The sequence below is a fragment of the Acidovorax sp. 69 genome, from assembly GCF_002797445.1.
GTDB lineage: Bacteria > Pseudomonadota > Gammaproteobacteria > Burkholderiales > Burkholderiaceae_C > Acidovorax.
The window spans coordinates 2325425-2345273 of record NZ_PGEP01000001.1; the positions used below are offsets into that span (position 1 = coordinate 2325425).

10 protein-coding genes and 3 pseudogenes are annotated in these 19849 nt (G+C 61.1%); 10 read left to right on the top strand and 3 right to left on the bottom strand.

Annotation, left to right across the window (positions count from 1 at the left end):
* Window positions 1-123: 123 nt before the first annotated feature.
* A pseudogene (locus tag CLU85_RS10695) lies at window positions 124-1187 on the bottom strand (AI-2E family transporter).
* Between the two features lie 244 nt (window positions 1188-1431).
* Between CLU85_RS10695 and CLU85_RS10700 the strand changes: the two are divergent.
* The 5 genes from CLU85_RS10700 (at window position 1432) to CLU85_RS10720 (ending at window position 9033) form a co-directional block, all read left to right on the top strand.
* On the top strand, window positions 1432-4311 hold the full coding sequence (locus CLU85_RS10700; RefSeq protein WP_100410242.1) for a 2-oxoglutarate dehydrogenase E1 component: 2880 nt from the start codon (window positions 1432-1434) through the stop codon (window positions 4309-4311).
* A 55-nt stretch (window positions 4312-4366) separates the two neighbouring features.
* The gene (odhB, locus tag CLU85_RS10705) at window positions 4367-5641 is read left to right on the top strand and encodes a 2-oxoglutarate dehydrogenase complex dihydrolipoyllysine-residue succinyltransferase (RefSeq protein WP_100410243.1); all 1275 of its coding nucleotides are present in this window, start codon (window positions 4367-4369) and stop codon (window positions 5639-5641) included.
* A 90-nt stretch (window positions 5642-5731) separates the two neighbouring features.
* Window positions 5732-7159 (top strand): dihydrolipoyl dehydrogenase, encoded by a 1428-nt coding sequence (gene lpdA, locus CLU85_RS10710; protein WP_100410244.1) that lies wholly within the window; start codon window positions 5732-5734, stop codon window positions 7157-7159.
* Window positions 7160-7240: 81 nt separating this feature from the next.
* Complete coding sequence (gene zapE, locus CLU85_RS10715; protein WP_100410245.1) at window positions 7241-8338, top strand: cell division protein ZapE; 1098 nt, start codon at window positions 7241-7243, stop codon at window positions 8336-8338.
* Window positions 8335-9033, top strand: a complete 699-nt coding sequence (locus CLU85_RS10720; protein WP_100410246.1) for a hypothetical protein — start codon at window positions 8335-8337, stop codon at window positions 9031-9033. The genes zapE and CLU85_RS10720 overlap by 4 nt, the downstream gene beginning before the upstream one ends.
* A gap of 131 nt (window positions 9034-9164) precedes the next feature.
* On the opposite strand, the gene CLU85_RS10725 is transcribed toward CLU85_RS10720, so the two are convergent.
* A complete protein-coding gene (locus CLU85_RS10725; RefSeq protein WP_100410247.1) occupies window positions 9165-9971 on the bottom strand; it encodes a PP2C family serine/threonine-protein phosphatase in 807 nt (268 codons plus the stop codon).
* Window positions 9972-10079: 108 nt separating this feature from the next.
* On the opposite strand from CLU85_RS10725, the pseudogene CLU85_RS10730 reads away from it, so the two are divergent.
* Window positions 10080-10282 (top strand): annotated as a pseudogene (locus CLU85_RS10730) (YdcH family protein).
* Complete coding sequence (locus CLU85_RS10735) at window positions 10282-12333, top strand: ATP-dependent DNA helicase (RefSeq protein WP_100410249.1); 2052 nt, start codon at window positions 10282-10284, stop codon at window positions 12331-12333. The pseudogene CLU85_RS10730 and the gene CLU85_RS10735 overlap by 1 nt, the downstream one beginning before the upstream one ends.
* On the opposite strand, the gene CLU85_RS10740 is transcribed toward CLU85_RS10735, so the two are convergent.
* Window positions 12296-13093, bottom strand: a complete 798-nt coding sequence (locus CLU85_RS10740) for an outer membrane protein assembly factor BamD (protein ID WP_100410250.1) — start codon at window positions 13091-13093, stop codon at window positions 12296-12298. The genes CLU85_RS10735 and CLU85_RS10740 overlap by 38 nt on opposite strands.
* 164 nt (window positions 13094-13257) lie before the next feature.
* Here CLU85_RS10740 and dnaE point away from each other — a divergent pair.
* From dnaE to clpA, 3 genes and pseudogenes are all read left to right on the top strand, one after another.
* Window positions 13258-16790 (top strand): annotated as a pseudogene (gene dnaE, locus CLU85_RS10745) (DNA polymerase III subunit alpha).
* A 96-nt stretch (window positions 16791-16886) separates the two neighbouring features.
* Window positions 16887-17255 (top strand): ATP-dependent Clp protease adapter ClpS, encoded by a 369-nt coding sequence (gene clpS, locus CLU85_RS10750; RefSeq protein ID WP_029414237.1) that lies wholly within the window; start codon window positions 16887-16889, stop codon window positions 17253-17255.
* Window positions 17256-17312: 57 nt separating this feature from the next.
* Window positions 17313-19661, top strand: coding sequence for an ATP-dependent Clp protease ATP-binding subunit ClpA (clpA, locus tag CLU85_RS10755; protein WP_100410251.1), 2349 nt, complete (start codon window positions 17313-17315; stop codon window positions 19659-19661).
* Window positions 19662-19849 lie beyond the last annotated feature (188 nt).

Sequence of the window (19849 nt, forward strand, 5' to 3'; positions counted from 1 at the left end):
ACTCGATTCATAACGTACGCGTTTAATTTCAAAGGCCTCCAAGTGGAGGCCTTTGCTTTTCTCGAAGCTGAAAAAGTGGTCGTCGATGTAGATGTCCCGGTCGGCATGAGTGAGCCGGGTTTGTCAATCGGCAGAGGTATCGCTCGCCTGATGCGGTGCAAAAAGATCCCAGCTTGCCATGAACAAGGCGGCAATCACCGGGCCAATCACGAACCCCGTCAATCCGAATAGCGCCATTCCTCCGAGGGTGGAGATAAGCACCACGTAGTCAGGCATCTTGGTGTCTTTGCCGACCAGTATGGGGCGCAGGATGTTGTCCACAAGCCCGATCACACCGATCCCGAAGGCGGTCAGCACAGCCCCCTGCCACACGGCGCCTGTCGCCAGAAAGTAGATGGCAACTGGAACCCAGATCAGTCCCGCACCGACGGCGGGTAGCAGGGATAGAAAAGCCATCAGCACGCCCCAGAGTACCGGGCCCTGGATGCCTAGCACCCAAAAAATCATGCCGCCCAACGCCCCTTGGGATGCTGCCACCACGATATTGCCTTTGACCGTGGCGCGGATCACGGTGGTGAATTTGCTGACCAACTGCCGTTTGTGGGCTTCGTCCAGAGGCGTTGCTTGGCCGATGCGCACTGCAAGGCTTGAACCATCGCGCAACAGGAAAAAAAGCAGATACAGCATGATGCCGAAGCTCACGACGAATTCCAGTGTGTTCTGTCCGATGCTCAGTGCCTGAGTCGCGACGAATTGGCTGGCCTGCACGGCCACAGACGAGAGTTTTTGCTGGAGTTCGCCCACGCTGGTGAGGTGCAGTCGGTCCAGCAACCCGGCGGCCCAGGCGGGCAGGGCGGCAATCACTTGTTGCAGATACAGTCCAAAATTGATCTGACCGGAGCGCATCCGCTCGTAGATCGCGGTGGCCTCCTGAATCAGTGAAATGGTAATGGCCGTCATGGGCAGGATGACAACAATGAGGCAAAGTCCCAGTGTGCAAAGGGCCGCGAGCGTGGGGCGTTTGGGCATTCGTTTGAGCAACTTGCGGTGCAAGGGGGCAAACAGGATCGCCAGAATGACACCCCAGAAAACGGCGCCGTGAAACTGCCACAAGATGGCCCGAATGCGATGGTCACAAGGGTCAGCAGCAACAGAAAGGCTTTGTCCTGGAGGTTGTTGGATGTCATGTTTTAGTGTGGCAATGGAATACCCGGAATGTACGCGAGGCCCCACCGGGCACTGCCCATTTCTGCTGGCAGCCCGTTGATCCAATCCCCGTCGGGTTGGGTGATTGCCAGTTCGGTGGCACAATGCTTGCCGTACCAAGGCCCTTCCCTAGCCACAGTCGCATCCGCCAACCGGTTCAGCCGTGCCGCGGAAGGTTTCTCAACCAGCTAATGCTTTCCCAAGGAAAGCGGAGGTCAGCGGAATATGAGCGATACGACATCTGTCTATCAAGCCTACCAAGGCAACACCTACCTCTTCGGCGGCAATGCGCCCTATGTCGAAGAGATGTACGAGAACTACCTCGCAAATCCCGGCAGCGTGCCAGACAACTGGCGTGAGTACTTTGACGCGCTTCAGCACGTTCCTGCTGTGGACGGTAGCAACGCCAAAGACGTGCCCCACCTGCCGGTCATCAATGCGTTTGCAGAACGTGCAAAGCAAGGTGGTACCAAGGTTGTGGTGGCGACCGGTGCCGATTCGGAACTGGGCCGCAAGCGCACTGCCGTTCAACAGCTGATTGCGGCTTACCGCAACGTTGGCCAACGCTGGGCCGACCTCGATCCGCTGAAGCGCACAGAACGCCCTGCGATCCCTGAACTCGAGCCCTCGTTCTATGGCTTCAGCGATGCGGACCAGGAAACCGTGTTCAACACCAGCAACACCTTCTTCGGCAAAGAATCGATGCCGCTGCGGGAGCTGATCAATGCGCTGCGCGAAACGTACTGCGGCTCCATCGGTGCCGAGTACATGTATGCCACTGACCAAAACCAGAAACGCTGGTGGCAGGAGAAGCTGGAAAAAATCCGCAGCAAGCCCAGCTTTGGCTCAGAAAAGAAGAAGCAGATTTTGGACCGCCTGACGGCTGCAGAAGGCTTGGAGCGTTTTCTCCACACCAAGTATGTGGGTCAAAAGCGTTTCTCCCTTGAAGGCGGTGAAAGCTTCATCGCCGCGATGGATGAGCTCATCCAGTCTGCTGGCGCCAAGGGCGTCCAGGAAATCGTGATCGGCATGGCCCACCGTGGTCGCCTGAATGTGCTGGTGAACTCCATGGGCAAGATGCCCAAGGACTTGTTCGCAGAGTTTGATCACACGGCCCCCGAAGAGCTGCCCTCTGGCGACGTGAAATACCACCAAGGCTTCAGCTCCGATGTGACCACCCCCGGCGGGCCGGTTCACTTGTCGCTGGCGTTCAATCCTTCCCATCTGGAAATTGTGAACCCCGTGGTGGAAGGTTCCGTGCGTGCTCGTATGGATCGCCGCGCTGATCCCCACGGCAAGCAAGTGCTGCCTGTGCTGGTGCACGGTGACGCGGCTTTTGCAGGCCAGGGCGTCAACCAGGAAACCCTGGCGCTGGCCCAGACCCGTGGTTACTCCACGGGTGGCACGGTGCACATCATCATCAACAACCAGATCGGTTTCACCACGTCCGACCCCCGCGACACGCGTTCCACGCTGTACTGCACCGACATCGTGAAGATGATCGAATCGCCCGTGCTGCACGTGAATGGTGATGACCCAGAAGCGGTGGTTCTGGCCACCCAGCTTGCGCTGGAGTTCCGCATGGAATTCGCCAAGGACGTGGTCGTGGACATCATCTGCTTCCGCAAACTGGGCCACAACGAGCAGGACACGCCTGCCCTGACCCAGCCGCTGATGTACAAGAAAATTGGCCAGCATCCCGGCACGCGCAAGCTGTATGCCGACAAATTGGCTGCGCAAGGCATGGGCGAAACTCTGGGCGACGACATGGCCAAGGCCTACCGTGCCGCGATGGACGCTGGCAAGCACACGGTTGACCCGGTGCTGACCAACTTCAAGAGCAAGTACGCCGTGGACTGGAGTCCATTCCTGGGCAAGAAGTGGACCGACGCAGGCGACACCGCGATTCCCCTGGCCGAGTGGAAGCGCCTGGCAGAGAAGATCACGACCATTCCCGAGAGCGTGACCCCGCACCAGCTGGTCAAGAAGGTGTACGACGACCGCGCTGCCATGGGCCGTGGCGACACGCCGGTGGACTGGGGCATGGGCGAGCACATGGCGTTTGCCTCGCTGGTGGCCAGCGGCTACCCGGTGCGTCTGTCGGGCGAAGACTGCGGCCGTGGCACGTTCACGCACCGCCATTCGGTCATCCATGACCAAAAGCGCGAGAAGTGGGACATCGGCACTTATGTGCCGTTGCAGAACGTGGCCGAGAACCAGGCGCCGTTTGTTGTCATCGACTCCATCCTGTCCGAAGAGGCTGTGCTGGGCTTTGAGTACGGCTACGCTTCCAACGACCCCAACACCCTGGTGATCTGGGAAGCCCAGTTCGGCGACTTCGCCAACGGTGCACAGGTGGTGATCGACCAGTTCATCGCCTCGGGTGAAGTGAAGTGGGGCCGTGTGAACGGCATCACGCTGATGCTGCCACACGGCTACGAAGGTCAGGGCCCTGAACACAGCTCTGCCCGCCTGGAGCGTTTCATGCAGCTGTCGGCCGATGCCAACATGCAGGTGGTGCAACCCACCACGGCCAGCCAGATCTTCCACGTACTGCGCCGCCAGATGGTGCGTGATCTGCGCAAGCCGCTGATCATCATGACGCCCAAGTCGCTGCTGCGTAATAAGGACGCAACTTCCCCGTTGTCCGAGTTCACGAAGGGCAGCTTCCAGACGGTGATCCCGGAGCAGAACGAAGCCATCGTCAAGAAGGCGGCCAAGGTCAAGCGCGTGATCGCCTGTTCGGGCAAGGTCTACTACGACCTGGTGAAGAAGCGCACGGAGCGTGAAGACGACGATGTGGTCATCCTTCGCGTGGAGCAGCTCTACCCCTTCCCGCACAAGGCTTTTGCGGCTGAACTCAAAAAGTACCCCAACGCCACCGACGTGGTGTGGTGCCAGGATGAGCCGCAAAACCAGGGCGCATGGTTCTTCGTGCAGCATTACATCCACGAGAACATGCTGGAAGGCCAGAAGCTGGGTTACTCCGGCCGTGCAGCATCCGCGTCACCTGCTGTGGGGTATTCGCACCTGCACCAGGAACAGCAAAAGGCGCTGGTGGATGGCGCGTTTGCCAAGCTCAAGGGTTTTGTCCTGACCAAGTAAGGCCAGTTGCACCCTGAAAACAGAACAGAACAGAACCCATTCCGAAAGAATTGATATGGCTATCGTAGAAGTCAAAGTCCCCCAGCTGTCTGAATCCGTGGCTGAAGCCACCATGCTGACCTGGAAGAAAAAAGCCGGTGAAGCTGTGGCGATCGATGAAATCCTCATTGAAATCGAAACCGACAAGGTAGTGCTTGAAGTGCCTGCCCCAGCAGCGGGCGTGTTGGCCGAGATCATTCAGGCGGACGGCGCCACGGTGGTGGCAGAGCAGCTCATCGCCAAGATCGACACCGAAGGCAAGGTCGGCGCGGCTGCGCCCGCTGCTGCCGCAGCGGCACCTGCTGCAGCGGTGGCTGCGGCCCCGGCATCGGCCCCTGCCGCTACGGGCGGCTCCAAGGGTGATGTGGCCATGCCGGCAGCCGCCAAGCTGCTGGCGGAAAACAACCTGTCTGCGTCGGCTGTGGCTGGCAGTGGCAAGGATGGCCGCGTGACCAAGGGCGACGTGCTCAGCGCAGTGGCTGGTGGTGCAGCGAAGGCGGCGGTGGCGGCCCCGAGCAGCATTCCGACGGGTGTGCCCACCAAGGCATTGCCGCAAGTGGCGGCCCCCGCAGGCAAGGAAGATCTGAGCGGTCGCCCTGAGCAGCGCGTTCCCATGAGCCGCCTGCGTGCCCGCGTGGCCGAGCGTCTGCTGCAGTCGCAATCGACCAACGCCATCCTGACCACGTTCAACGAAGTGAACATGGCCCCGGTGATGGACATGCGCAAGAAGTTCCAGGACGCGTTCACCAAGGAACACGGCGTGAAGATCGGCTTCATGAGCTTTTTCGTGAAGGCGGCCGTGCATGCCTTGAAGAAGTATCCCGTGCTCAACGCATCGGTGGATGGTAACGACATCGTCTATCACGGCTTCTTCGACATCGGTATTGCCGTGGGCTCGCCCCGCGGCCTGGTGGTGCCCATCCTGCGCAACGCAGACCAGATGAGCTTTGCCGACATCGAGAAGAAGATCGCCGAATTCGGTAAGAAGGCAGCCGAAGGCAAGCTGGGCATTGAAGAAATGACCGGTGGCACCTTCTCCATCTCCAATGGCGGCACCTTTGGTTCGATGATGTCCACCCCCATCATCAACCCGCCCCAGTCTGCGATCCTGGGCGTGCACGCTACCAAGGACCGCGCCGTGGTCGAAAACGGCCAGGTTGTCGTTCGCCCCATGAACTACCTGGCGATGTCTTACGACCACCGCATCATCGACGGCCGTGAAGCCGTGCTGGGCCTGGTGGCGATGAAGGAAGCGCTGGAAGATCCTTCGCGCCTGCTGTTTGATATCTAAGCCCTGAACCGTATTGACCCACCCGCGTGGCCTGACCTCTGGTCTTGCCCGCCGGTGGGTCTTTCTCCAACAGACTGAACGAGATTTCCCATGAGCAAACAATTTGATGTGATCGTCATCGGCGGCGGCCCCGGTGGCTACATTGCCGCCATCCGCGCAGCCCAACTGGGCTTCAACGTGGCCTGTATCGACGAATGGAAGAACGAGAAGGGTGGCCCTGCACCTGGCGGCACCTGCACCAACGTGGGCTGCATTCCTTCCAAGGCGCTGCTGCAATCGTCTGAACACTTCGAACACGCCAACAAGCACTTTGCCGAGCACGGCATCACGGCCACTGGCGTCAAGATGGACGTGACCAAGATGATTGCCCGCAAGGACACCGTCGTGAAGCAGAACAACGACGGCATCCTGTACCTGTTCAAGAAGAACAAGGTCAGCTTCTTCCATGGCCGTGGTTCCTTCACCAAGGCGGTCGAAGGCGGTTATGAGATCAAGGTGGCTGGTGCCGCCGAAGAATCGCTCCTGGGCAAGCAGATCATCATCGCTACCGGCTCCAACGCCCGTGCGCTGCCCGGCACACCGTTCGACGAAGAATTCGTGCTGTCCAACGACGGCGCACTGCGTGTGGGCGCTGTCCCCAAGAAGCTGGGTCTCATTGGTTCTGGCGTGATCGGCCTGGAAATGGGCTCCGTGTGGCGCCGCCTGGGTGCCGAAGTCACCATCCTCGAAGGTCTGCCAACCTTCCTGGGCGCGGTGGACGAGCAGATCGCCAAGGAGGCCAAGAAGGCGTTCGACAAGCAGGGCCTGAAGATCGAACTGGGCGTGAAGGTCGGCGAGATCAAGACCGGCAAGAAGGGTGTGAGCATCGCCTACACCAACGCCAAGGGCGAAGCCGTGGCGTTGGATGTGGACAAGCTCATCGTCTCCATCGGCCGCGTACCCAACACCATCGGCCTGAATACCGACGCTGTGGGCCTGGCGCTTGACGAGCGTGGTGCCATCGTGGTCGACGGCGACTGCAAGACCAACCTGCCCGGCGTGTGGGCGGTGGGCGACGTGGTGCGTGGCCCGATGCTGGCACACAAGGCCGAAGAAGAGGGCGTTGCCGTGGCCGAGCGTATCGCTGGTCAGCACGGCCATGTCAACTTCAACACCGTGCCCTGGGTCATCTACACCAGCCCCGAAATCGCATGGGTCGGCCGTACCGAGCAGCAGCTCAAGGCCGACGGCGTCAAGTACAAGGCCGGTACCTTCCCGTTCCTGGCCAATGGCCGCGCGCGTGCTCTGGGCGACACCACCGGCATGGTGAAGATGCTGGCCGATGCCGACACCGACGAAATTCTGGGCGTGCACATCGTAGGTCCAATGGCCAGCGAGCTGATCTCTGAAGCCGTTGTGGCCATGGAGTTCAAGGCCAGCAGCGAAGACATTGCGCGCATTTGCCACGCTCACCCTTCCTTGAGCGAAGCCACCAAGGAAGCAGCCCTTGCGGTGGACAAACGCACGCTGAATTTTTGATATTTAGGTGAAAACGGGCTCTAGCGCTTGATTAATAAGCGCTAGGTGCTATTAAATTTGTAGTATCAGAGCATCCACAACGTGACTGTCAAACAGGCTTATCTGGCCGAGTTGGCCGCCAAAGGCTACCAAAGTGACCCTGCCCAGCTACGCGCTGTGGATGCCCTTCAGCGCTGTGCCGACGATTGGGCTGCGTACAAGGCACGTCGCTCCAATGCGATCAAGAAGCTCATCAACCGCCCCGACATTCCACGGGGCGTGTACATGTACGGCGGGGTGGGGCGTGGCAAGAGCTTCCTCATGGAGTGCTTTTTTGACGCCATACCGCTGAAGCGCAAGGTCCGTCTGCACTTCCATGAGTTCATGCGAGAGGTACACCGCGAGCTGGCAGCTCTGCAGGGCACGGTGAACCCGTTGGACGTGCTGGGCGAGCGCATTGCCAAGCGCTACAAGCTCATCTGTTTCGACGAGTTTCATGTCGCCGACATCACCGACGCCATGATCTTGCACCGGCTGCTGGCCGCGCTGTTCGACAACGGTGTGGGGTTCGTGACCACCTCGAACTTCGAGCCCGATGGGCTGTACCCAAACGGTCTGCACCGGGATCGCATCCTGCCGGCGATTGCTCTTCTCAACGAGAAACTCGAAGTGGTCAATGTTGACAACGGTACCGACTACCGGCGGCGGACCCTGGAGCACGTAAAGCTGTACCACACGCCACTGGGACCCGAGGCTGACGCCGAGATGAGCCAGGCGTTCGACCAGTTGGCGGAAGTACACGACGAGGATCCGGTGTTGCACATTGAGGCCCGCGAGATTCGCGCACGCCGAAAAGCGGGTGGTGTGGTGTGGTTCGACTTCAAGACCCTCTGTGGTGGCCCGCGCTCCCAGAATGACTATCTGGAGATTGCGACCCAGTTTCACACGGTTCTTCTGTCCGATGTTCCCCACATGCCTGTGAGCATGGCATCACCCGCGCGGCGCTTCACGTGGCTGGTGGATGTTCTTTATGACCGGCGGGTCAAACTCATCATGTCTGCAGCGGTTGCCCCCGAGCAGCTTTACACCGAGGGCCCGTTGGCCCATGAGTTTCCGCGCACGATCTCCCGGCTCAACGAGATGCAATCCAAGGAATTCCTGGCCTTGGAGCGGCGCTCCGTGGATACGGGGCTCACATGATCATCAATGCGCGTTCTGCGGTGGTGGTTTGGGCGCTGCTCTCGTCGCTTTTGAACGTTGTCTGGGCACAAGCTGTTGCAGCCACGGAGGATGAGGGGCGTGCCGCCGCAGCAGCACACCGTAAGGCAGAGCATGAGCGCATCCGCCACGAGCGGGAAGCACTGGTTGCGGCACGCCATAGGGAGGACGCGGCCTGCTACCAGCGCTTTGCCGTTGAAGACTGTCTGCGGGATGTTCGCGCAAAAGCGCGTGAGGCTGAAGATCGCCTGCGTGCCCGCGAGGTGAATCTCAACGATGCAGAACGCAAGGAAAAAGCGGCCGAACGCTTGCGCTCCATTGAGGAGAAGCAGAAAGCCGTGCCCGCCGTCCTACCCGCTGACAAAGGGCCGGATGCCGTGGTGCGCAAGCCTTCTTACGTCGATCCCTTGGCTTCCAAGGCGCAGCGAGACCGCGACGCTGAGCAGCGTGCACAGCAGCAGCGCAGCCGGGCACAGGTGCAAGCCAGCGAGCAGGCTGCCCGCGCCGCAGGCAATGCAGATCGCGCTACCAAGGCGCGCGCCCGGCATGAAGAGTCGCTCAAAGCAGCGGAGGAGCGGCGTGCACGGGTTGAAAAATCGCAGGCCGATGCCGCAGCTCAGGGCCACAAGTCTGCAGCACCACTACCCTCACCATCGGCGCCAGTGTTCCCACGCTGAAGCCGCAGGGTTGGGACGGTTTCTCCGTCGCACCTACGGTTCTTTTGGTGGCCGGCAGGCCAATGGGGTGCGTCAGCCGAAAGGGGTAATGACGGCTCGCTGTGCGCTGACGTCGGTGGGCCGGGCAATGATCAGGCTCGGCCCGCATCGACGGGGGTGAGGCGGGCGATTTTTTTCTCTTCCACCAGCGCTTCGATCTTGACGATGACCAGCGACAGGTTGTCGCCGCCGCCACGGGCCCGGGAGCGGGCCTTTTCGATCAGGAACTCCGTGGCTTCGCGCGGGGACAGGGAGTCCACTACCGAAGCAAGTTCGGTGGGCGAAAAGTAATGCCATACGCCATCGCTGCAAGCCATCAGAACGTCGCCGGGCTGCAACTGCGGAATGATGTGCGTCGTGATCGGTGGATCGCTTTCGGTGCCCAGGCAGCCGACCAGTATGTTGGAGTGCGGGTGGTTGTTGGCCTCTGCTTCGGTCAACTCACCCCGATCCACCAGCGCCTGGACATAGGAATGATCGCTGGTGCGGAACACCATGCGGGACCCTTGAAAATGGTAAATGCGCGAGTCCCCTGCATGGACCCAGTGGCAGTCCCCTCGGGGGTTGATCAGGAACGCCGCGATCGTGCTGTGGGGTTCCTGCTCGGCCGAGATGGCGGTCAGCCGGATGACAATGTGGGCCTCTTCGACCATGTTCTTGAGCATCGACACCGCATCATCGGTGTCGGGCGAGTAACGCTCGAACAGCTGTCGTGCGGTCATCATGACCTGGTCGGAGGCCTTGCGCCCGCCGCTTCGGCCTCCCATGCCGTCTGCCAGTACGCCCAGCACGCAGCCGTTGTGCCGCTCGTGGGAGATCAGGGCCACCTGGTCTTGCTGGTATTCCCGGTCGCCCTTGTGGATGCCGGTGGACGCGATGAGGCGAAACGCTTTGGTCATGCTGGTGATTGTGGGGGCGCGTGCGCAAACTGCCGTGTTGGAAAACGGGGCAAGCGCGTATTATCCGCCCGCCTGTGGCATTTTCGCCATGCCATTGCCGCCCCTGCCTTGAAACCCAGCCTCCACTCCCCCACCGACAGCTGATTGAATTGCGCATGGAACATGCGGACATTGATGCTTTGATTGACCGGTGCGCACCTGGCGCTGCGCCAGATGAGCTGACGTTGCGCCGCCTGAAGAAGCGTCGCCTGGTGTTGCGCGACGCCCTGGACCGGCTGGAGCGCGAGCTTCTGCCCCAAGAGCCCGCCTGATGGGGTTGATCGAAATGGTGCCGGAGGTGTTCGCTCCCGGTGGCGTGTTGGCGCGGGCAGACACGCACTTCCAGCCCCGGGAGGGGCAGACCCAGATGGCCATGGCGGTGGCGCGGACCATAGAAGCGGGGGGTGTCCTCGTTGTGGAAGCGGGGACAGGGGTGGGTAAAACGTTCTCGTACCTGGTTCCCGCCCTGCTCAGTGGTGAGCGGGTGCTGCTGTCCACGGCCACCAAGGCTCTGCAGGACCAGCTTTTTGCGCGCGATCTGCCCCGGCTGGTGCAAACGCTGGGCCTGCCCGTGCGCATGGCGCTGCTCAAAGGGCGGGCCAGCTATTTGTGCCTGTACCGCATGGAGCAGGCGCGCCAGGAGGTACAGGCGCAGGACCGGGGCGTTGCGCGTGTGTTGGCCAAGGTGGAGGATTGGTCGCGCCACACCCAGTCGGGCGACCTCGCGGAGCTGACGGGGCTGGACGACCGCTCGCCCGTGATTCCCCTGGTCACCTCGACCCGTGAGAACTGCCTGGGGTCGCAGTGCCCCCGGTTCCGTGAATGCCATGTGCATCGGGCGCGTCGCGAGGCGTTGGCGGCCGACATCGTGGTCATCAACCACCATCTTTTTTTTGCCGATGTGGCAGTGCGCGAGTCGGGCATGGCCGAGCTGTTACCCACTGTGCGCGTGGTGGTGTTTGATGAAGCGCACCAGATCAACGAAACCGGAGTGCAGTTTTTGGGGGCCCAGCTGTCCATGGGGCAGCTGATGGATTTCAGCAGGGATCTGTTGACCGCAGGCCTTCAACATGCCCGGGGCTTGGCGGATTGGGCAGGGTTGTCTCGTCTGGTGGAGATGTCAGCCCGGGATTTGCGTCTGGCCGTGGGTGCTGCGGCGGGTGGGGCCAAGTTGCGCTGGACGGACGATGCCCCGGACGGTGTCTCGGACAGCGACTGGCGCAGCGCGATGCGCAATGCAGCACTGGCCTGTGCGCAGGCCCAGGACGCGCTGGACACCGTCAGCGAGATCGCTCCAGATTTTGTGCGCCTGTATGAGCGAGGTACCGAGTTGCTGGCGCGCCTGGCCCGGTTTTCTGGCCCAGGAGATCCTGATGTGGTGCGGTGGGTGGATGTAGGCCCCCAGCTTCGCCTGATCGAATCGCCCTTGGACATCGCAGAGGCCATGCGCACGCGCCTGCTTGTGTCGCCCGCCGAGTCGGCAGACGAGGTCGATGGCTGGCCCGACGAGCCCTCAGCCGGCCCTGGCCGCGCCTGGATCTTCACGTCAGCCACCTTGGGTGATGACGAGCGGCTGACCTGGTTTACCGAGCGGGCCGGGCTGCAGGATGCAGAAATCCTCCGGGTGGCCAGCCCCTTTGATTACCCCACGCAGGCCGCACTGTATGTGCCGCGCAATCTACCCTCGCCAGCGGACCCTTCGCACAGCCACATGCTGGCGCAATGGGTGGGAGATGCCGCAGAGCAGCTGGGCGGGCGCACGCTGGTGCTTACCACCACGCTCAAGGCCTTGCGTGCTGTGGGCGACGCGCTCAAGGCGCGGTTTGCCGCTGGGGGTGGGCTGGAGGTACTGGTGCAGGGCGAGTGGCCCAAGCGCCGGCTGATGGAGCGTTTCCGTGAAGGGTCCGAGCGGGGCCAGCCGGGTTGTCTGCTGGTTGCGTCTGCCACTTTTTGGGAGGGGTTTGACGTACCGGGAGACGCGCTGCAGTTGGTCGTCATCGACAAACTGCCATTTCCCCCGCCAGGGGATCCGTTGGTGGAGGCGCGTGCGCAGCGTATCGAAAGGGCGGGGGGGAAGGCGTTTAAGGCCTATGCGCTGCCCGAGGCGGCCGTGGCCCTCAAGCAGGGGGCGGGGCGGTTGATCCGGCGGGAGTCGGACCGGGGGATTCTCGTGGTGGGCGATGTTCGCCTTGTCACCATGGGTTATGGCAAGCGTCTGTTGGCTGCGCTGCCGCCAATGCGGCGGTTGGAGTCGGCGGACGAATTTGACGAAGCCTTGCGGGCGCTTACCAGACCTTCCACCACGGATCCGATTTGCCCTTGAGGCCGCCATTCATGTACGTGCTTTGTGGGTAGGACTTGTCCATGACGCGGCGCGCATCGTCGCGCAGTTGTGTCATGCCCAGGGCGTCGTAGGACTGAATGAGGATATACAGCGCTTCTTCCAGTGCTGGAACGCCCTGGTAGTCGGCAACGGCCACCTGGGCACGGCTGATGGCCGCCACATACGCGCCCCGCTGGAAGTAGTAACGCGCCACATGCACCTCATACTGCGCAAGCGAGTTGACGATGTAGGTCATGCGCTGGCGCGAGTCCTGCGCGTAGCGGGACTCCGGGAAACGGGTGACCAGCTCACTGAAGGCCTCGAAGGAGTCTTTGGCAGCCTTTTGGTCACGTTCGGACAGGTCTTGGCGCGAAATGAATGAGAACAGGCCGAGGTTGTCGTTGAAGTTCACCAGCCCCTTGAGGTATAGCGCGTAGTCCAGTGCAGGGCTGGCGGGGTGCAGCTTCATGAAGCGGTCCAGCGTGGCGACGGCCTGGGCTTTTTCACCCGCCTTGTAGTGCGCGTAGGCCTTGTCGATCTGGGCCTGCTGGGCCAAAGGGGTTCCAGCTGCGCGGCCTTCAAGTTTTTCGAGCAGCGGAACCGCCTTGTCGTAGGCACCGCTGTTCATCTCGTCCTGTGCTTCGGAGTGGATGCGATTGGGGCTCCATCCGGCCGTTTTGTCTTCGGGGGTGCTGGAGCAACCAGCCAGCAGACCCGCGAACAGCAGGGCGGAAACGAGGGGCAGTGGGGCACGCAGCATCGCAGGCAGCTTTCAGCAAATAAGGAAACAGGTGCGCAAGGGGCTTTCTCCTGCCGGGTGCACCGTGGGCAGAAAGGGCATTGTACTGGTGGCCGTTGCTGCAAAGCGCGCATTGCGCGACAGGCTTTCGGTTGGGTGCGCACGAGGCTTTCTACAATGACCGCATGTTTGTTCACTTGCGCCTGCACACCGAATTTTCCGTCGTAGACGGTACCAACCGAATCGATGAGGTGGCCAAAGCGGCTGCCAAGGATGGCCAGCCCGCGCTGGCGATCACCGATCTCAATAATCTCTTTGGCGCGATCAAGTTCTACAAGGAAGCCCGGGGCAAGGGTGTCAAGCCCATTTTGGGCGCCGAAATCTATCTGGAGGGCGAGGCCGGGGCTGGGCCGTCGCGGCTGATCGTTCTGGTGCAAAGTCGCCAGGGTTACCTCAACTTGTCGGAGTTGCTCGCCCGTGCGTGGACCCGCAACATCGTCAAGAACCTGGCGCAGTGCACCTGGGCTTGGCTGGAAGAGCTTTCCGAAGGATTGATCGCCCTTGCTGGAGCCCAGGCCGGCCCCGTGGGGCAGGCGTTGCTGAAGGGCGATGAATCGGGCGCCGCCGATCTTGCCTTGCGTTTGGCGGGGATCTTTCCACACCGGTTTTACATCGAGTTGCAACGTGCGGGGCGGGTGGACGATGAAGTCCATGTGGCTGCTGCAGCGCAGTTGGCTGCGCGTCTGAATCTGCCCGTGGTGGCCACGCATCCGGTGCAGTTCGCCACGGCGGACGACTATGAGGCCCATGAGGCCCGCATCTGCATTTCGGAGGGCGAAATACTGGCCAACCCACGCCGGGTGCGCAAGTTCACCCGCGATCAGTATTTCAAGTCATCTGCGGAGATGGAAGCCTTGTTTGCTGATGTGCCATCGGCTATCTCGAACACGGTGGAAATCGCCCAGCGCTGCAACCTCACCCTGGTGTTGGGTAAGCCACAGCTGCCCGATTTTCCGACCCCCAACGGCATGCCGATCGACGAGTATTTTCGGGTGGCGTCATTCGAGGGGCTGGAGGAGCGGCTCAAGCTGTTGTTTCCTAAAGAGGCCGATCGGGACCAGCAGCGCCAACGCTATCAGGAGCGGTTGGAATTTGAAATTGGCACCATCCTCAAGATGGGCTTTCCAGGTTACTTCCTCATCGTGGGGGATTTCATCCAGTGGGCCAAGGCCAATGGATGTCCGGTGGGGCCTGGCCGGGGGTCGGGTGCCGGCTCGCTGGTGGCGTATGCGCTCAAGATCACCGACCTGGACCCGCTGGAATACAACCTGCTGTTCGAGCGGTTCTTGAACCCGGAACGGGTTTCGATGCCCGACTTCGACATCGACTTTTGCCAATCGAACCGCGACCGCGTCATTGACTATGTGAAAGACAAATACGGCAAGAACGCGGTCAGCCAGATCGCAACGTTCGGAACGATGGCCGCCAAAGCGGCTATTCGGGACGTGGGCCGGGTGATGGACATGAGTTACATGTTTGTCGATGGGATTTCCAAGCTGGTTCCCGGAAAACCCGGAATGTCGTACACCTTGCAGTACCCGCCCGATCCCAAGAAGGAGGGTGACAAGAACAACTACGCGCTTGAGCTGGAGCCCATGCTCTACGAGCGGGTGCGCAAGGAAGAAGACGTCAAGACTGTCATCGAGATGGCGCAAAAACTCGAAGGCATGACGCGCAATATCGGCATGCATGCGGGGGGTGTGCTGATTGCGCCAGGCAAGCTCACCGATTTTTGCCCGCTGTACCAGCAGCCGGGCAGTGAATCGGCGGTAAGCCAGTACGACAAGGACGACGTGGAGGCCATTGGCCTTGTGAAGTTTGACTTTTTGGGTCTCGCCACGCTCACCATCCTGGAAATCGCGCGCGAGTTCATCATCAAGCGCCACAAGGGGCAAGAGAATTTCGCTTTCGAGACCATACCGCTGGACGATGGGCCGACGTACCGCTTGTTCTCGGAGGGCAAGACCGAAGCAGTGTTCCAGTTTGAAAGCCGCGGCATGCAGGGCATGCTCAAGGAGGCCAAGCCGAGTCGGCTGGAAGACCTGATTGCGTTGAACGCGCTGTATCGCCCGGGCCCCATGGACCTGATCCCGAGCTTTGTGAACCGCAAACACGGCAAGGAGGTGGTGGAGTACCCGCACCCGCTGGTGGAGCCCGTTCTGGCCGAGACCTACGGGATCATGGTGTACCAGGAACAGGTGATGCAGACCGCCCAGGTGCTGGGGGGCTACAGCCTGGGTGGTGCCGATATGCTGCGCCGCGCCATGGGTAAAAAGAAGGCCGAGGAAATGGCCGAGCACCGGGAGATCTTCCGCAAAGGTGCCGCAGAAAAGAACATCAGCCAGCAAAAGGCGGATGAAGTGTTCGACCTGATGGAGAAGTTTGCGGGTTACGGCTTTAACAAGTCACATGCGGCTGCCTACTCCCTGCTGGCATACCACACGGGCTGGCTCAAGGTGCACTTCACCGCTGAGTTCTTCTGCGCCAACATGACCGTGGAAATGGATGACACCGACAAGCTCAAGGTGTTGTTCGAGGACGCGAACAAGATGGGGCTTTCTTTCGAGCCGCCAGACGTTAATCGGGGGTTTTACCGGTTTGAGCCTGTCACCGACAAGATCATTCGCTATGGACTGGGTGCCGTCAAAGGCACCGGACAGCAGGCCATAGAGGCCATGGTGGCATCGCGCGAAGGGCGTGGCGAAGGGCCTCATGGCTCTACCACCGGGCCCTTCAAGAGCCTGTTCGAGTTCTGCCTGCGTGTGGACAAGGCGCGCATGAACAAACGCACGGTGGAGGCCTTGATCAAGGCGGGTGCTTTTGATTCGATCAACATGAACCGGGCAGCGATGGTGGCGTCCATCGACCGGGCCTTTGACTTTGCGGCCGCTACGCTGGCCAACGTGAACCAGGGCGGGCTGTTCGACATGATGGGCGACGATGCCCACGGCTCCAGCACACAGGAGCCTGAACTGGTGGATGCGGTGCCTTGGGGGATCAAGGAGCGACTTACGCTGGAAAAAACGGCGGTCGGCTTCTACCTGTCGGGCCATCTGTTCGATGAAGTGGCCACCGAGGTGCGTCGTTTTGTGCGCACCCAGATTGATGAGCTGCTGGACAGCCGCGAACCCCAGGTGCTGGCCGGGATCATCAGTGATTTTCGGGTCATCAATGGGCAGCGTGGCAAGCTGGGCCTGTTCAAGCTCGATGACAAGTCGGCCGTGATTGAGGCGTCAGCCGACGAGGCCTTGCTCACTACGTACCGCAACCAGCTCAAGGAAGATGAGTTCGTGGTGATGATGGGGCGCCTGCAGCTCGACCATTTCAGTGGTGGCCTGCGTGTGAAGGTGCAGCAGGTGTGGGACTTGGCAGGGGCGCGTTGCCGGTTTGGCAAGTACCTGCATGTGATGATGGGCGACAAGGTGCCGGATGTTCCGCGTCTGGTGAAAGAGTTCCCCCCCGCCGTGAAGAGGTGGCCGACGGCGAGTTGATGCATGGCCTGCGCGTGCGCATGGGCGTGCGCTGCGCGGCCGAAGACGCAGCGGCGGTTGCTGAACTGCAATTGGGCGAGAACGCACGCTTTTTCCCGACGGATGCCGCCTTGGCGGCTTGGACGGCGCAGGCGGGATCGGGGTCTGCCACGGTGGTCTACGAGTAAGGCGGGGCCGCCAAAAATATCCATGGCGCTGTGGCTTGAAAAAACAAGGTCAACAACCAACTTCTCTTGCGGCAGCCCCTCGCGTGGGTCGCTAGAATGATTTTCATGGCAACAAAACCACCTTCACCTCCCACCGCGCCGCCTGTGACCCGGCCAGCGCGGGATGATGGCGGTTCTGTCGTGCTCGAAAGACGCACGCAAAAGACCCAGCCGCCCCAGATGTATCAGGTGGTCATGCTCAATGACGACTACACCCCCATGGAGTTTGTCATCGTGGTGCTGCAGGAGTTTTTCAGCAAGGACCGCGAACAAGCCACCCAGATCATGTTGAAGATTCACCTCGATGGCAAAGGCGTCTGCGGCGTTTATTCGCGTGATGTCGCCGCCACCAAGGTTGAACAAGTGCTTGACGCCGCCCTCAAGGCGGGCCACCCACTGCAATGTGTCAGTGAGCCTGTTGAATAACAGGTTTTTGATCCCGATCTACAGTTATCCCTTCCACGCAAGCACAAAGGAGTTCACATGATTGCCCAGGAACTGGAAGTCAGCTTGCACATGGCCTTTGTTGAGGCCCGCCAGCAGCGCCACGAGTTCATCACCGTGGAGCATCTGTTGCTTGCACTGCTCGATAACCCCAGCGCAGCGGAGGTGCTGCGCGCATGTTCGGCCAACATCGATGATCTGCGCTCATCGTTGTCGAATTTTATCAAAGACAATACCCCGCAGGTGGCCGGCACCGACGAGGTGGATACACAACCCACGCTGGGTTTCCAGCGGGTGATCCAGCGCGCCATCATGCACGTGCAGTCCACGGGCAATGGCAAGAAGGAAGTCACTGGCGCCAACGTGCTCGTGGCCATCTTTGGTGAGAAAGACTCGCACGCCGTGTACTACCTGCACCAGCAGGGCGTGACGCGCCTGGACGTGGTCAACTTCATCGCCCATGGCATCAAAAAGGGCGAGCCCCCAGAACCCGCCAAGGCCGAGAACCAGGCTGAGGGCGAAGAGGGCGGTGGTGGCGAGCGCAATGAAAAAGCCTCGCCCCTGGAGCAGTTCACCCAGAACCTGAACCAGGCTGCCAAGGATGGCAAGATCGATCCGCTGATCGGGCGCCACTACGAAGTGGAGCGCACCATCCAGATCCTGTGCCGTCGCCGCAAGAACAACCCGCTGCTGGTGGGTGAAGCGGGCGTGGGCAAAACGGCGATTGCCGAAGGCTTGGCCTGGCGTATTACGCAGAACGATGTGCCCGAGATTCTGGCCGAGGCCGTGGTGTATTCGCTCGACATGGGCGCGCTGCTGGCGGGCACCAAGTACCGCGGCGATTTCGAGCAGCGCCTGAAAGGCGTGCTCAAGTCGCTCAAGGACAAGCCCAACGCCATTCTGTTCATCGACGAGATCCACACCCTGATCGGTGCGGGCGCAGCCTCGGGCGGCACGCTGGATGCGTCCAACCTGCTCAAGCCAGCGCTCTCAAGCGGCCAGCTCAAGTGCATCGGCGCGACCACCTTCACGGAATACCGTGGCATTTTCGAAAAAGACGCCGCGTTGTCGCGCCGCTTCCAGAAGGTGGACGTGGTCGAGCCCACGGTGCAGGAAACCATCGACATCCTGAAGGGCCTGAAGTCGCGCTTCGAAGAGCACCACAGCGTGAAGTACGCTGCGGCGGCCCTGCAAGCTGCGGCTGAGCTGAGCGCCAAGTACATCAATGACCGCCATCTGCCCGACAAGGCGATTGACGTCATCGATGAAGCCGGCGCTGCCCAGCGCATCATGGTGCCGAGCAAGCGCAAGAAGACCATCGGCAAGGCCGAGATCGAAGAGATCGTGGCCAAGATCGCCCGCATTCCGCCCGCCAATGTGTCCAACGACGACCGTGGCAAGCTGCAGACGCTGGAGCGCGACTTGAAGAGCGTGGTGTTTGGCCAGGACAAGGCCCTCGAAGTGCTGGCGTCGTCGGTCAAGATGGCGCGCTCGGGCCTGGGCAAGGGCGACAAGCCGATTGGCTCCTTCTTGTTCAGCGGCCCCACGGGCGTGGGCAAGACCGAAGCGGCCAAGCAACTGGCCTACATCATGGGCATCGAGCTGATCCGCTTCGACATGTCGGAGTACATGGAGCGCCATGCCGTGAGCCGCCTGATCGGCGCGCCTCCGGGCTACGTCGGTTTTGACCAGGGCGGCCTGCTGACCGAAGCCATCACGAAGAAGCCACACGCGGTGCTGCTGCTCGACGAAATCGAGAAGGCGCACCCCGACATCTTCAACGTGCTGCTGCAAGTGATGGACCATGGCACGCTGACGGACAACAACGGCCGCAAGGCCGACTTCCGTAACGTCCTGATCATCATGACGACGAACGCTGGCGCCGAGACCATGAACAAGGCGACCATCGGCTTCACCAACCCGCGCCAGGCGGGCGATGAGATGGGCGATATCAAGCGCCTGTTCACGCCCGAGTTCCGCAATCGGCTGGATGCCATCGTCAACTTCAAGGCACTCGACGAGCAGATCATCCTGCGGGTGGTGGACAAGTTCTTGCTGCAACTGGAGCAACAGCTGGCTGAAAAGAAGGTGGAAGTCACCTTTACCGACACGCTGCGCAAGCATCTGGCCAAGAAGGGCTTCGATCCACTCATGGGTGCCCGCCCCATGCAGCGCCTGATTCAGGACACGATCCGCCGTGCGCTGGCCGACGAACTGCTGTTCGGCCGCCTCACGGAAGGTGGCCGTCTCACCGTCGACATCGAACTCAAGACCGATGACAAGGGTGTGGAAACCTCGGAAGTGCTGCTGGACATCCAGCCGCTGCCCAAAAAAGAACGTTCGGCCAAATCAGAGCCGACAGAGCCAGAAGAAGCCACGGCCGACTGAAAGTCGTCAGGCGGGCGGGCCGGCACCGTGGTTTTGCCCCGGTGCGTAGCGCCCTGAAAGTGAAAGCCAGCCGTCATTGAGGTGGCTGGCTTTTTCTTTGGTCGTTCCATCGTGTCACGTCTCGGCCACACCTGGGGTGTAGGCCGAGGGCGCTGGTGTGTGAGAGGCAAAACGAAGAGGCACTGCGC

Coding starts and splice junctions, on each gene's coding strand:
- CLU85_RS10700 (WP_100410242.1), top strand. CDS start 1,432: ATGAGCGATACGACATCTGTCTATCAAGCCTACCAAGGCAACACCTAC.
- odhB (WP_100410243.1), top strand. CDS start 4,367: ATGGCTATCGTAGAAGTCAAAGTCCCCCAGCTGTCTGAATCCGTGGCT.
- lpdA (WP_100410244.1), top strand. CDS start 5,732: ATGAGCAAACAATTTGATGTGATCGTCATCGGCGGCGGCCCCGGTGGC.
- CLU85_RS10720 (WP_100410246.1), top strand. CDS start 8,335: ATGATCATCAATGCGCGTTCTGCGGTGGTGGTTTGGGCGCTGCTCTCG.
- CLU85_RS10725 (WP_100410247.1), bottom strand. CDS start 9,971: ATGACCAAAGCGTTTCGCCTCATCGCGTCCACCGGCATCCACAAGGGC.
- CLU85_RS10735 (WP_100410249.1), top strand. CDS start 10,282: ATGGGGTTGATCGAAATGGTGCCGGAGGTGTTCGCTCCCGGTGGCGTG.
- CLU85_RS10740 (WP_100410250.1), bottom strand. CDS start 13,093: ATGCTGCGTGCCCCACTGCCCCTCGTTTCCGCCCTGCTGTTCGCGGGT.
- clpS (WP_029414237.1), top strand. CDS start 16,887: ATGATTTTCATGGCAACAAAACCACCTTCACCTCCCACCGCGCCGCCT.
- clpA (WP_100410251.1), top strand. CDS start 17,313: ATGATTGCCCAGGAACTGGAAGTCAGCTTGCACATGGCCTTTGTTGAG.